Origin of the sequence: Marinobacter alexandrii, from assembly GCF_005871205.1 — a bacterium.
Taxonomy (GTDB): Bacteria; Pseudomonadota; Gammaproteobacteria; order Pseudomonadales; family Oleiphilaceae; genus Marinobacter; species Marinobacter alexandrii.
The window spans coordinates 26,966-39,989 of the sequence record NZ_SWKM01000018.1 but is presented as its reverse complement, the minus strand read 5'-3'; the positions used below and the strand labels follow the sequence as shown (position 1 = coordinate 39,989).

Genomic DNA, 13,024 nt, shown 5'->3' with positions numbered 1-13,024 from the left:
TTGATCATTCGAGGCATCGTCGTCGTTTCGTTGACAGTTTTGGTTCTCGATATGACAGAGGTATTTGTAAGTCATTGAAATATGGTGGGCCCAGCTGGACTCGAACCAGCGACCAAGGGATTATGAGTCCCCTGCTCTAACCAACTGAGCTATAGGCCCGTGTACGACTTGCTGTTTTGAAAGGTGTTTCCGGGAGGGGAAACAGAGCGGGCGCCATTATACCGGTGAGGTGGGGCGCCCGCTACTGTTGTGGCTATTATCCCTGGGGATTGCCCTGATCGTCGATAAAGCCACGCAGGTGATCGGAACGGGACGGATGACGCAGTTTGCGCAGAGCCTTGGCTTCGATCTGACGAATGCGCTCCCGGGTGACGTCGAACTGCTTGCCGACTTCTTCCAGGGTGTGGTCGGTATTCATTTCAATACCGAAACGCATGCGCAGTACCTTGGACTCACGCGCGGTCAGGCCGGCCAGTACCGAACGGGTGGCTTCGCGCAGACCTTCGGCGGTCGCGGAATCCACCGGAGACAGTGCCTGGATGTCCTCAATGAAGTCGCCCAGATGGCTGTCTTCATCATCACCGATCGGGGTTTCCATGGAGATCGGCTCTTTGGCGATCTTCAGAACCTTACGGATCTTGTCTTCCGGCATTTCCATGCGCTCACCCAGCTCTTCCGGCGTGGGCTCGCGGCCCATCTCCTGCAGCATCTGGCGAGAGATCCGGTTGAGCTTGTTGATGGTCTCAATCATGTGCACCGGAATACGGATGGTGCGGGCCTGGTCCGCGATGGAACGGGTGATGGCCTGACGAATCCACCAGGTGGCGTAGGTCGAGAACTTGTAACCACGACGGTATTCGAACTTGTCCACGGCCTTCATCAGGCCAATGTTGCCTTCCTGAATCAGGTCCAGGAACTGCAGGCCGCGGTTGGTGTACTTCTTGGCGATGGAGATTACCAGTCGCAGGTTGGCCTCAACCATTTCCTTCTTGGCACGGCGAGCCTTGGCTTCACCGATGGAAACGCGACGGTTGATTTCCTTGACGTCGGCCACGTCCAGGTCCACGTCGGTCTGCACGTTCTGGATGCGCTTCTGCAGGCGAACGATTTCGTCGATGCGCTCGGACATCGGCGCGGCGTAAGGCTTCTTGCTCCGGCCAATCTTTTCGGCCCAGTCCAGGTTGGTCTCGTTGCCGGGGAAGGACTTGATGAAATCCTTGCGCGGCATTTTGCAGTCGCGGACACAGATCTGCATGATGGCGCGTTCGTTTTCCCGCACCAGCACGTTGGTTGAACGGACCACGTTGACCAGCTCGTCGAAGGCCTTGTTGGCCAGCTTGAACGGGGCAAACACTTGGCCCAGCTCGTTCAGTGCTTCCTGGGTTTTCTTGTCACCGCGCCCGTGCTTGGCCAGCGCCTTGTCGGCTGCTTCCAGTTTCTCGGTCAGCAGTTCGAACCGCAGCCGGGTCTCTTCGGGATCCGGGCCGCTCTCGGTTTCTTCCTCGTCATCATCGTCATCGTCGGATGAAGAACCGGAGGTATCAGTGCTGGTGGCCGGGGTTTCCTCGCCCATGAACGGCTCGGCGTCGTCGGGATCCAGGAAACCGGTGACGATGTCGCTGATGCGGCCTTCGTTCTCGATGATGCGGTTATACGCCTGAATCACAGTGCCCGCGGTGCCGGGGAAATGGGCGACAGCAGCCATGACATCGCGAATGCCTTCCTCGATGCGCTTGGCGATAACAATTTCGCCTTCACGGGTCAACAGCTCTACCGTACCCATCTCACGCATGTACATGCGCACTGGATCGGTGGTGCGGCCGGCATCGGTTTCAACCGCGGCGAGTGCGGCTGCGGCTTCGGCAGCAGCAGCTTCGTCAGCGGTGGAGTCGCCTTCGGTCATCAGCAGGGTATCGGCATCCGGTGTTTCTTCGGTTACCTGAATACCCATGTCGTTGATCATGCGAATGATGTCTTCGACCTGATCCGGGTCGGCAATGTCTTCCGGGAGGTGGTCGTTTACCTCGGCGTAAGTCAGGTAACCTTGTTCCTTGCCTCGTGCAATGAGGTCTTTTAAACGTGATTTTTGCGAATTGCCTGACATAGACACCCTGTGAACTCGCTTTGAGAAGGAAAAAAGTGAAACAGCCATTATAGCTGTCGCTCGGTCGCACTGCCACCGAATGGTTAGATGGTGATCAATGCGTCTAGTTTCAAGTCCTGTTACTCCTGAGTGCCACTACTCAGGGTTCGTAATTCTTTCCGTTCCTCGGCTGTGAGGTTCGAGAAGTTGCGCAACAGAGACGCAAGTCGCTGTTGTCGCGATGATTCTTCGTTCGGGCTCAGCAGTTCCCGTGCCGCCGCCAGCGTGCTCTCCCTGGCGGGAATGTGCTCAATGCCATCAAACAGATGGAAGAAGCGGTCCCGGGCCTGGCCATCAAGGGCCAGGCAGCGCACCAAAGATTTCCGATTCCGGACTTCCTGGTCGAGAATCCAGCTGGCGAAGTTGCGGGCCTGGGTAAACTGACGCGAACTTCGCGACAGTTCGACCACTTCGGTGGCCATTTCCGGCGCTTCCAGCAGAGCCAGGCATAAGATGCTGTCTTTGCTGAGTTTTACGTCGATACGCTCTTCCGTAACCCGGTCCCGTCGACCGTCTTTCCAGTTTCCGCCCTGATTCTTCGGCCGGTTCTGCCACTGATTGCGGCCGCCACAAAGTCGGAGCATTTCGTGCCACATGGCATCCCGCAGGGTGCTCTTCGGCATCTTGTTCAGCAGTGGCTCTACCCGGGCCCTTAACTCGCCCCGGTGTTCCGGCAGTTGCAGGTCCAGGCCCTCACTCTGTCGGTCAAACAGGTAGCGCGACAGCGGTGTGGCACCGTCAATCCGTGCCTGGAACGCCTCCGGGCCTTCCTTGCGCACCAGCGTGTCCGGATCCTCACCTTGGGGCAGCATCAGGAATTGCAGGTGCATTCCGTCGGCCATCAGCTCAAGCGCGTTGTCCATGGCGCGGTCAGCGGCCCGGAATCCGGCCTGGTCGCCATCGAAGCAGAACACAATATGCCGCACCTGCCGGAGCAGGGCGGTCAGGCTGTCCTGGTTGGTTGCCGTGCCCAACGTTGCGACAGCGTAGTGAATGCCATGTTGGGCCAGGGCAATGACATCCATATACCCTTCAACAACCAGCAACTTGTCCAGCTGCCTTACTGCCTGTTTGGCTTCGAACAGGCCGTATATTTCCCGGCTCTTGTGAAAGACATCAGACTCCGGGGAGTTGATGTACTTGGCCTTGTCGTCACCCAGGGTCCGCCCACCAAAGGCAATGGTTTTGCCCCGGCTGTTGCGGATCGGGAACATCACCCGATTGCGGAACAGGTCCCGGGGCCGCCCGTATTTGTCGGAGACCGTGCCGGTTTCCACCAAAGGGCCTTTCAGGTCCTTGCTGGCGGCGTCGAACAGGGCCGTTCCGGCCGAGGGCGCGTAACCAATCTGATACTGCTGCACGATGGCGTCGTCCAGGCCCCGCTGTTGCAGGTAATCCCGGGCGTAGGCGCCTTGCTGGCTGGTCAGTGCGGACTGATAGAACCGGCTGGCAAAATCGAGCGCGTCCGTCAGCGTTCGGGCCTGCTGGATCTCCTGCTTGGCGGCCTTATCGTAAGGCACTTCCAGGCCGGCCCGCTTGGCCAGCTCTTCAACCGCTTCGGTGAAGCCAAGGCCCTCAAACTCGCGAATAAAGCTGATGGCGTCGCCATGAGCACCGCAGCCAAAGCAATGGTAAAAGCCCTTGTCCGGTCGCACGTTGAATGACGGCGTCTTTTCATCGTGAAACGGACAGCATGCCTTGTAATTCGCGCCGGCTTTTTTGAGAGTTATGCGTGAACCGATCAACTCCGCCAGATCGAGACGATCAAGCAGGTCTTCAACAAAACGTTGAGGGATCAGTCCACTCATGGAGACTCCAGATCAACCGGGACTTGTGTCGGGTTCAGCCATAGCTAAAAATGCCGCCGAAGCCAGGCCTCGGCGGCATTTTTGAAGTCGCTCTGTGCAGCCTGCGGCTGAACAGGCAATCAGTGCTTTGCAGGCAAGCGGCGTCTATATAACTTAGTACAGACGCTCGAACTTGCGCTGCTCCCGCTGAAGCTTCTTGAGATGACGCTTAACGGCAGCGGCTGCTTTGCGCTTACGAACAGCGGTCGGCTTCTCGTAGTGCTCACGACGACGTACTTCGGAAAGTACACCCGCTTTTTCGCAGGAACGCTTGAAGCGACGCAGTGCTACGTCAAACGGTTCATTCTCTTTCACTTTAACAGCTGGCATTCGGAAATCACCTACCTGATAGATTCGGTTTCAATGTAATCCGCCTGGCAGCGCCAGACCGGTTCGATCCCTGGTCAGATTGGCTAAAACTCGACCAGTGCATATTTTAGGGCGGCAATGATAGCGCCTGGGTTATGGCAAGGTCAATGATTGTTCAGATGAATCTGACAGGGCGTTTCGGGTTTCTGCTAAAATGCTGCGTTTTCCACACATGTCTATTAACGTGGCCCCGATATTATGCTGATTCTCGGTATTGAAACTTCCTGCGATGAAACCGGCGTGGCCCTGTTCGACAGCGAGCAGGGGCTGCTTGCGCACGCCCTGTTCAGTCAGATCGATATGCACGCGGACTACGGCGGCGTGGTTCCGGAGCTGGCATCGCGGGACCATGTGCGCAAGTTGCTGCCGTTGTGCGATCAGGTGTTGGCCCAGGCCGGCAAGGTTCGGGCTGACCTGGAGGGTATTGCCTACACGGCCGGGCCTGGATTAGTCGGAGCGTTGATGGTCGGCGGCTCGGTTGCCCATTCCCTGGGCTTCGCGTTGGGCGTGCCGGTTCTGGGAGTGCATCACATGGAGGGGCATCTGCTGGCGCCGATGCTGGAGGAAAATCCGCCCGCTTTCCCGTTTGTTGCCTTGCTGGTATCCGGCGGCCACACCCAGTTGGTGAGGGTCGACGGCATTGGTGCCTACGAAATGCTGGGTGAGTCGGTTGATGATGCCGCCGGGGAGGCTTTCGACAAGGCGGCCAAGATGCTCGGGCTGGATTACCCCGGAGGGCCACGGATTGCCGCGCTGGCCGAGCAGGGTACACCGGGCCGTTATCGGTTTCCGCGTCCGATGACCGATCGTCCCGGCCTGGATTTCAGTTTTAGTGGCTTGAAGACCTTTACACTGAATACCGTCAGTGCGGCCCGTGATGCGGGCGGTCTTGATGATCAGAACCGTGCCGACATCGCCCTGGCGTTCGAAACCGCCGTGGTCGAGACCCTGACCATCAAGTGCCGGCGTGCCCTGGAACAGACCGGTTGCAAGCGTCTGGTTATTGCCGGTGGTGTCAGCGCTAACAAGCGTTTGCGCGCTGGGCTGGAGGCCATGACCGCCAAGCTAAAGGCTGCGGTGTTCTACGCCCGCCCGGAATTCTGCACCGATAACGGCGCCATGATTGCCTATGCCGGCGCCCAGCGCTTGCGGGCCGGGCAGCAGGATGGTGAGCGGATTGTGGCGGTTCCGCGCTGGCCGATGAATACCCTGCCGGCGATTACCGAGCCGCGCTCAACTGGATTGGTGGATTAGCCCACGCCTTGTCCTGGCGGACGATTGACGCTTTAAAGGCCGGCTTCCCGGCCCTGAGCCAGTCGGATCAGGTTATTCCGGTGCCGAACCACGATCAGCAGTGCCAGTAGGCCGAACAGGGCCAGGGTATCGGGTTCGATCAGGGCGCTGATGATCGGGCCGGAAACGATGGCGATCAGGGACGCCAGTGCCGAGATGCGACAGCGCCAGATCACCAGCAGCCAGATGGCTGCCATCAGCGAGGTGGTTATCGGTGCCAGTGCCAGGCCTGCGCCCAGTGCGGTCGCCACGCCTTTGCCACCCTTGAATCGGTAGAACACGGGGATCATGTGGCCGGTAACGGCACACAGCGCCACTATTGCCTGCGCCATCACCGACAGCCCCAGGTTGTGGGCCAGCCAGACGGGCAGCCAGCCCTTGGCCGCATCCAGCGCCAGTGTTACCAGAGCCGGTGCCCAGCCGCCGGTTCGGTAGACATTGGTAGCGCCAGGATTGCCTGAGCCCTGTGCCCGTGGATCGGGCAGTTTCCACCATCGGCACACTGGCAGGGCAAACAGCACTGAGCCGGCCAGGTATGCGACAGCGCAGAGCAGTACGGTGACAACCGGGTCGCTAGAGAGTGTGGTGGCGAGTGTGGTGGAGAAGGTCATGGTGTCGGCTCGAAGGCGGAGACGTCTCAGGGTGTAGTGTGCGAAAATGCCTTCCCTGAAAAAAAAGGCCAGCGATATCACAGTATCCGTTGGTTGTGCGTTATTCAATCAGCAAAGAGTGGAATACTCCGGGAGTCCCCTTGGCAGACAGTGTGCTTATTGAAGGTCTGGTAGTTGAGACCGTTGTCGGTGTCTACGATTGGGAACGAAAGGTCGACCAGCGCCTGTTGGTGGACCTGGAGATGGCCTGGGATAACCGGGTTCCGGGTGCCTCGGATGATGTCGGGGACGCCCTGGATTATGCCGCGGTCAGCGAACTGGTCACATCGTTCCTGCAGACGCTTCAGCCCAAGTTGCTGGAGCACGGTGCCGAGCAGCTCGCGGCACAACTGCAGCGGCAATTCGGGATTACCTGGCTGGCACTGACACTGAGAAAACCCGGAGCGGTGCCGGCGGCGCAGGCAGTGGGAGTCCGAATTGAAAGGGGAACGCGGTAATGGCCGATCAGGTCCGGGTATACATCAGTATTGGCAGTAATGTAGACCGGGAGCGCTACGTTACCGCGGCTCTGGACGCGTTGGCGAACTGGTTTGGGGGCCTTGAGATTTCACCAGTCTATGAAAGCGAGGCAGTGGGTTTTAATGGCTCACCGTTTCTGAATCTGGTGGTCGGGGTAAAAACCGGGCTATCGGTGGGTGAGTTGTCCCGACGCTTCAAGCAACTGGAGGCCGATAATGGCCGCCGCCGGGATGTGCCCAAGTTCAGTGCCCGAACCCTGGATCTGGATATCCTGACCTATGGCGATCGGGTGGGGTTAGTCGATGGGGTCGAGCTGCCCCGTGGCGAGATCCTGAAGAACGCCTTCGTGCTGCAGCCTTTGGCAGACATCGCGCCCGACGCGCTGCATCCGGTGACGGGGCAGAGTTATCGGGAGTTGTGGCGGGATTACCGGTCCGACCAGAAACTCTGGCCGGTGGCCTTTACCTGGCAGGGTCGTCAGATCTCAGTAATCGCCGACTGACCTGAACAGTTCGATCAGGTGATCGGTTGAGCTGTCGCTGCCTGTGTCCTGCTCGTCCTTTCCTAGTAGACGGGGCAGGATGCCTTTACCCAGTTGTTTGCCCAGCTCCACGCCCCATTGATCAAATGAATCCACGCCCCAGATAACACCTTGAACAAACGTCCGGTGCTCGTACAGGGCGATCAGTGCCCCCAGGGTCTCCGGTGTTACCTGTTCCAGCACCAGGGTGTTGCTGGGTTTGTTGCCGGGAATCACCTTATGGGGCGCCAACTCCTCAATTTCCGCATCCGAATGCCCTTCCGCTGCCAGTTCGGCCCGCGCCTCCGCCAGTGATTTGCCTGCCATCATCGCCCGGCTCTGACTCAGGCAGTTGGCAAACAGGTCGGCGTGGTGGGTGGCCACGGGGTTGTGGGTTTTCAACGGAATGATGAAATCGGCCGGTATCAGCCGGGTGCCTTGATGGATCAGCTGGTGGTAGGCGTGCTGGCCATTGGAGCCAGTACCACCCCAGATAATCGGGCCGGATTCACAGGCCAGTGGCGCCCCGGTCTCGGTCACACTCTTGCCATTGCTTTCCATGTCCAACTGCTGGAGGTGGTCCGGAAGGCTGCGCAGGTATTGGTCATACGGCAGGATGGCGTGGGTGTGAGCGTTCCAGAAGTTGTTGTACCAGACGCCCAGTAAGCCCATGACCACGGGCAAGTTCTGCGCCAGTGGCGCATCCTGGAAGTGGCTGTCCATGGCATGGGCGCCAGCCAGCAGGCTCCGGAAATTGTCCATGCCGATGGTCAGCGCCACCGGCAGGCCAATGGCGGACCAGAGCGAGTAGCGCCCGCCAACCCAGTCCCACATCGGGAACACCTGATCGGCCTGAATCCCGAAGCTTTCTGCGCCCGGTACGTTGGCGGTTACTGCGAGGAAGTGCTTGGCCACTGCCGAGTCGTCGCCGCAATAGTCCACCAGCCACTGCCGGGCCACGTTGCTGTTCTCGAGGGTTTCCTGGGTGCGAAATGATTTCGACTGGATCAGGAACAGAGTGGTTTCCGGGTTGACCTGCCGGAGCGCCTCCAGGATATCGGTACCGTCGATGTTGGCCACAAAATGGCAGCGCATTCCGCCCTGCCAGTAAGGCTGCAGGGCCTCGTTGACCAGTTTTGGTCCGAGATAGGAGCCGCCGATGCCAATACTGACCACGTCGGTGAAGGCCTTGCCGCTGTAGCCGGTTCGAGACTGATCCAGAACGCCGGTGACCACCGCTTCCATCCGCCCCAGGGTGTGCTGGACCTCGGCCACCACATCGACTCCGTCCACCATGATGGAGGCGTTGCCGGGGTGTCTCAGGGCTGTGTGCAGGGCCGGACGTTGTTCGGTGCGGTTGACCGGCTCGCCGCGCAGCAGTGCGTCCCGGCGTGCCGGCAGGTCGCAGCGCTCGGCCAGCGCCAGTAGGGCGGTCAGGGTTTCGTCAGTGATGCGGTTCTTGGAAAAATCCAGGGATATCCCCGCGCCCCTGATGAAGTACCGGCTGGCCCGTTCCGGGTCCTCGGAAAATAGCTGCTTCATCGGCACCGACTGCATTTTCTGCCGCTGTTGTTCCAGCGCCTGCCACTCCGGGGAGGAGGTCAGTTGGGGCGCGCGATCAGACATCAGAACATCCTTTTCCGTGATTTGGTGGGTATTGTCTTAGCGACTGACGGATAGGTTATCAATCAGGCGCGTGGAGCCCAGGAAGGCCGCCACCAGCAGCGTGATATCGGTGTCTTCGGTGGTGGCCGGCTTCAGGGTCTGGCTGTTAACGATGTTGAAATAGTCGGGCCGCAGGCCGGCCTCGGCGAGCCGGTTTCGGGCTTCTTCCTCAAGGGTCTGGAAATCCGAGCGGCCCCCGGTCAATTCACGGGCGGTAGCTTGCAGGGTTTGGTACACAACCGGGGCGATTTTGCGTTCGCTCGGCGTCAGGTAGCCATTCCGGGAGCTCTTGGCCAGGCCGTCGTCTTCCCGGATGGTAGGCGCGCCTACGATTTCCACCGGTAGCATCAAGTCCCGGGCCAGCTTTCGAATCACCGCGAGCTGCTGGAAATCTTTCTCGCCAAACACTGCCACGTCCGGTTGAACCATGTTCAGGAGCATGGTGACCACCGTTGCCACGCCCTCGAAATGACCGGGGCGACTGGCGCCGCAATGACCGTCGCTGACTTCCGGAACCACCACCTGGGTCTGCCGGGCCAGGCCTTCGGGATAGACCTCCTCCACACCAGGAGCAAACACCAGGGTGTTGCCGGCGGCTTCCAGTTGTTCCTGATCTTCCGTCAGTGTGCGCGGGTAGGTGTCCAGATCCTCGCCGGCCCCGAACTGCATGGGGTTTACGAAAATGCTGGTGACTACCACGTCGGCAGCTTCCGCCGCTTTACGCACAAGGGAAATATGGCCCTCGTGGAGGTTGCCCATGGTCGGCACCAGGCCAATGGTTTTGCCCTGGCGACGATAGCCGCGGAGGATGGTGCGAAGTTCTTTCAGGGAATGTACGGTTCTCATGCCTTGAACGTATGCTCCTCGGCGGGGAAAGTTCGTGCGCGCACGGCGCTCACGTAGGCCTCAATGGCCTCCTGGACGGAATTGGTCTCGGCCAGGAAGTTCTTCACAAATCGGGGTTTTCGCCCGGTGGTGACACCCAGCATATCGTGCAGGACCAGCACCTGGCCGTCAGTATCGGCGCCAGCGCCAATGCCGATGACCGGCGCCTTCACGGCCTGGGTGATGCGGGCAGCGAGGGGCGCGGGTACGCACTCGAGCAGGATCAGGTCAGCGCCGGCTGCTTCCAGTTCGCAGGCGTGCTCGATCATCATTTCTGCCGCTTTCTCATTACGGCCCTGCACTTTGTAGCCGCCAAACTTGTTGACGAACTGAGGGGTCAGGCCCAGGTGCGCACACACCGGCACGCCACGCTCGCTCAGGGCGTGGATGGTGTCTTTCATCCAGTCGGTGCCTTCGAGCTTGACCAGGTGGGCACCGGCACGCATCAGTTCCGCCGCATTTTCCAGGGCGGCTTCCACCGTGCCGTAGGTCATGAACGGCATGTCGGCCATGATCAGAGCGCCGGCATTGCCCTTGGCAACACAGCTGGTGTGATAAACCATTTGGTCCATGGTGACCGGCAGGGTGCTGTCGTGGCCCTGCAGCACCATGCCCAGGGAGTCACCGATCAGGATTACATCGACACCCGCTTCACTGACCACCTGGGCAAACGTGGCATCGTAAGAGGTCAGGACGGAAAAGGCTTCGCCCTTTTGTTTGTATTCCCGAAGGGTATTGATGGTAACAGCCATAAAATCCTTGCCTTGTGGGTGGATGGGCCAAGACCGGGCCGGGGTCTGCCGGCGTTCAGTGCTAAGGGTAATCCGGGGCTATGTTTGAGGCAATAGTAGCACGGGCCCCGTTAGGCCGGGGCAGTCAGTGTGCCTGGCCGGGTGTTGCTCGGAGCTGGCTTGAGGGCGGCTCAGGACGGAGCGAAGGGCTCCCGCGCTATCGGCGGCAGCTTACGCAGCTCGTTGTCCGGGCAATGCTGGCGCAGTTCCTTGACGGTGCGGCCGTCGGGCAGGGTCAGGGCAGGTTCCAGGTCCAGCAGGGGCTGGAGTACAAAATCCCGGTTCGGAAGTTCTTTGTGAGGCACGGTCAGGCGCTCGTCAGTCAGGGTCTGGTTGCCAAAAACCAGCAGGTCCAGATCCAGCGTCCTCGGGCCCCAGTGCCGGAGTCGCTCACGACCGTGGCGCTGCTCGATGGACTGCAGGTGGTCAAGAAGCTCATGGGGAGGCAGGGTGGTGCGCAGCCAGACTGCGCCGTTCACAAAGTCCGGCTGATCCTGGGGGCCAACTGGCCGGCTGGCGTAAAAAGGCGACTGCGCCACTAGCACAGAATCCGGCAGGCTGGCCAGGGCAGCAACCGCCTGGGCCAGCTGAGCCGCCGGGTTCTCAAGGTTGCTGCCGAGGCCAATAAAGGCGTCCGTGGTCATTACTCGGCGGGGCGCTTGGTTGGCGGCTTGCGCCGACGTTTGCGCTTCTTGGGAGCATCACTGCCCAGCTCTGTCAGCATTCGCTCCTGGCCGCGCTCATCGGTTTGCTGGAAATCGGTCCACCATTGGCCGAGGCCTGGCTCGATCTCACCCGCGGCTTCGCGCACCAGCAGGAAGTCATAGGCAGCCCGGAATCTGGGATGGCTCATGGCGGCAAAAGCGCGCTTGCCCTGACGACGGGGCAGGCGCATCTGCATTTCCCAGATCTCTTTCATCGGACCGGAGAAGCGCTTGGGAATGGACGTGGCCTGAACTTGGCGGCCAATGACCTTGCCAATGGCACCGTGCAGGGCTGGCTGAACCGGGTCCCCGTTATCCTGGCGCCGGGTCCATTCCGCCTGCAGGGCCGGCCAGAGCATGGCGGCAAACAGGAAGTAAGGTGTCACCGACTTGCCCTGGGCAATGCGGGCATCGGTATTGCGCAGGGCCTGACGGATTAGCTCGTCCGACTCGCCGTTATTGATCGCCCGTACGGTCTCGGGGAACAGCGGTGCCAGCAGGTTATAACGGCTCAATAGGTCGTAGGTCGCCTCGCCTTGGCCGGCGGAGAACAGTTTCAGCACTTCCTCGAACAGGCGTGCCGGGGGAATGTGCGTGAGCAGGGGCGCGAGCTCCTGGATCGGCGCCTCGGTGTCCGGCTCGATGTCGAAATCCAGCTTGGCGGCAAAGCGAATGGCGCGCAGCATGCGCACCGGGTCTTCCCGGTAACGGGTTTCCGGATCGCCAATCAGCCGGAGTTGGCGATTGCGCAGATCCTCGATGCCATCGGCGAAATCGATCACAGTGAAGTCGCGGATGCAGTAGTAGAGGGCGTTGACTGTGAAATCCCGACGCAGGGCGTCTTCTTCCTGGTTGCCGTAGACGTTGTCACGCAGCAGCAGACCGTGCTCGGAGGTCTTGCGATCGTCGTCCGGCGCATCGTCCTCGGCTTCGCCGGCGTTGCCGCGGAAGGTGGTCACCTCGATGACTTCACGGCCAAACACCACATGCACGATGCGGAAGCGGCGGCCAATCAGCCGGGAGTTACGGAACAGTTCGTGCACTTCTTCCGGCGTCGCGTTGGTCGCGATGTCGAAGTCTTTGGGTACACCACCGAGCAGTATGTCGCGTACGCCGCCGCCAACGAGGTAGGCCTCGAATCCAGCTTTGTTCAGCCGGTTGAGAACCTTCTTGGCGGGTTCGCTGATGGCCGAGCGGGAAACATTGTGTTGGTCGCGGGGAATTTCCCGGCGCTGATAGGGACGGAGCTTCTTCTTCCCGCTGCCGGGAATAAAGGAACGAAGTTTTTCGACGAGTCGTTTAGGCATTGAAATCCGTGGTTGCGAAGAGCAAAAACCGAGAGTTTAACGGTTTGTGCAGGTTTTGCCCACGTTTGACTGGGAATGAGGCACTGAAAGGTGGTCGGTCCAGATAATCAAAAGGCGGATCCGTTTTCACGAATCCGCCCTGAAAGCGTTGACGATCTGCATTGTTTTTGTTGTTACCGGGATTCTTCTTTATTTTTCTACCCCACTGCATGTCCCCAATTTCGGGGGTCAGCGGTGCAAACGGAAAGCTTTGAACACACAGAGCAGTCAGAGACATCGAATGAGATTCGGGCAGGTGCAGTGTCGCCTCAAGGACGATTCTTCTCTACATCTACAACTCACACGTGCCGAGGGACCACTAAAAAGCAAA

Annotated in this window: 12 protein-coding genes and 1 tRNA gene; 3 read left to right on the top strand and 10 right to left on the bottom strand. The window is 59.8% G+C overall.

Going from position 1 to position 13,024, the window contains the following annotated elements; genetic code table 11:
- Nucleotides 1-82: 82 nt before the first annotated feature.
- The 4 genes from FCS96_RS19920 to rpsU all read right to left on the bottom strand — a co-directional run bounded on the left by FCS96_RS19920 (nucleotide 83) and on the right by rpsU (nucleotide 4,320).
- A tRNA-Ile gene (locus FCS96_RS19920) sits at nucleotides 83-159 on the bottom strand.
- A gap of 97 nt (nucleotides 160-256) precedes the next feature.
- Nucleotides 257-2,104 (bottom strand): RNA polymerase sigma factor RpoD, encoded by a 1,848-nt coding sequence (gene rpoD / locus FCS96_RS19915; RefSeq protein WP_138442222.1) that lies wholly within the window; start codon nucleotides 2,102-2,104, stop codon nucleotides 257-259.
- Between the two features lie 119 nt (nucleotides 2,105-2,223).
- On the bottom strand, nucleotides 2,224-3,951 hold the full coding sequence (dnaG, locus tag FCS96_RS19910; protein WP_138442221.1) for a DNA primase: 1,728 nt from the start codon (nucleotides 3,949-3,951) through the stop codon (nucleotides 2,224-2,226).
- A gap of 153 nt (nucleotides 3,952-4,104) precedes the next feature.
- Nucleotides 4,105-4,320 (bottom strand): 30S ribosomal protein S21, encoded by a 216-nt coding sequence (rpsU, locus tag FCS96_RS19905; protein ID WP_007153483.1) that lies wholly within the window; start codon nucleotides 4,318-4,320, stop codon nucleotides 4,105-4,107.
- 237 nt (nucleotides 4,321-4,557) lie between these two features.
- Here rpsU and tsaD point away from each other — a divergent pair, with 237 nt between their 5' ends.
- Entirely contained in the window at nucleotides 4,558-5,613 is a 1,056-nt protein-coding gene (tsaD, locus tag FCS96_RS19900; RefSeq protein WP_138442219.1) for a tRNA (adenosine(37)-N6)-threonylcarbamoyltransferase complex transferase subunit TsaD, read from the top strand.
- 32 nt (nucleotides 5,614-5,645) lie between these two features.
- Here the strand turns inward: tsaD and plsY are convergent, their stop codons facing one another.
- A complete protein-coding gene (gene plsY, locus FCS96_RS19895; RefSeq protein ID WP_138442217.1) occupies nucleotides 5,646-6,263 on the bottom strand; it encodes a glycerol-3-phosphate 1-O-acyltransferase PlsY in 618 nt (205 codons plus the stop codon).
- A gap of 140 nt (nucleotides 6,264-6,403) precedes the next feature.
- On the opposite strand from plsY, the gene folB reads away from it, so the two are divergent.
- Both folB and folK (FCS96_RS19885) read left to right on the top strand, forming a co-directional pair.
- Nucleotides 6,404-6,760 (top strand): dihydroneopterin aldolase, encoded by a 357-nt coding sequence (folB, locus tag FCS96_RS19890; RefSeq protein WP_138442214.1) that lies wholly within the window; start codon nucleotides 6,404-6,406, stop codon nucleotides 6,758-6,760.
- Nucleotides 6,760-7,284, top strand: a complete 525-nt coding sequence (gene folK, locus FCS96_RS19885) for a 2-amino-4-hydroxy-6-hydroxymethyldihydropteridine diphosphokinase (RefSeq protein ID WP_138442212.1) — start codon at nucleotides 6,760-6,762, stop codon at nucleotides 7,282-7,284. Before folB ends, folK (FCS96_RS19885) begins: the two co-directional genes overlap by 1 nt.
- On the opposite strand, the gene pgi is transcribed toward folK (FCS96_RS19885), so the two are convergent.
- The 5 genes from pgi to pcnB form a co-directional block, all read right to left on the bottom strand.
- Nucleotides 7,267-8,928 (bottom strand): glucose-6-phosphate isomerase, encoded by a 1,662-nt coding sequence (gene pgi / locus FCS96_RS19880; protein ID WP_138442210.1) that lies wholly within the window; start codon nucleotides 8,926-8,928, stop codon nucleotides 7,267-7,269. The genes folK (FCS96_RS19885) and pgi overlap by 18 nt on opposite strands.
- A 36-nt stretch (nucleotides 8,929-8,964) precedes the next feature.
- Nucleotides 8,965-9,813, bottom strand: a complete 849-nt coding sequence (panC, locus tag FCS96_RS19875) for a pantoate--beta-alanine ligase (protein WP_138442208.1) — start codon at nucleotides 9,811-9,813, stop codon at nucleotides 8,965-8,967.
- Nucleotides 9,810-10,604 carry a 3-methyl-2-oxobutanoate hydroxymethyltransferase gene (gene panB, locus FCS96_RS19870; protein ID WP_138442206.1) on the bottom strand — a complete coding sequence of 265 codons (795 nt, stop codon included), beginning with the start codon at nucleotides 10,602-10,604 and terminating at the stop codon, nucleotides 9,810-9,812. Before panB ends, panC begins: the two co-directional genes overlap by 4 nt.
- A 170-nt stretch (nucleotides 10,605-10,774) precedes the next feature.
- Complete coding sequence (folK, locus tag FCS96_RS19865; protein WP_138442204.1) at nucleotides 10,775-11,287, bottom strand: 2-amino-4-hydroxy-6-hydroxymethyldihydropteridine diphosphokinase; 513 nt, start codon at nucleotides 11,285-11,287, stop codon at nucleotides 10,775-10,777.
- Nucleotides 11,287-12,654 (bottom strand): polynucleotide adenylyltransferase PcnB, encoded by a 1,368-nt coding sequence (pcnB, locus tag FCS96_RS19860; RefSeq protein WP_138442202.1) that lies wholly within the window; start codon nucleotides 12,652-12,654, stop codon nucleotides 11,287-11,289. The genes folK (FCS96_RS19865) and pcnB overlap by 1 nt, the downstream gene beginning before the upstream one ends.
- Nucleotides 12,655-13,024: the final 370 nt, after the last annotated feature.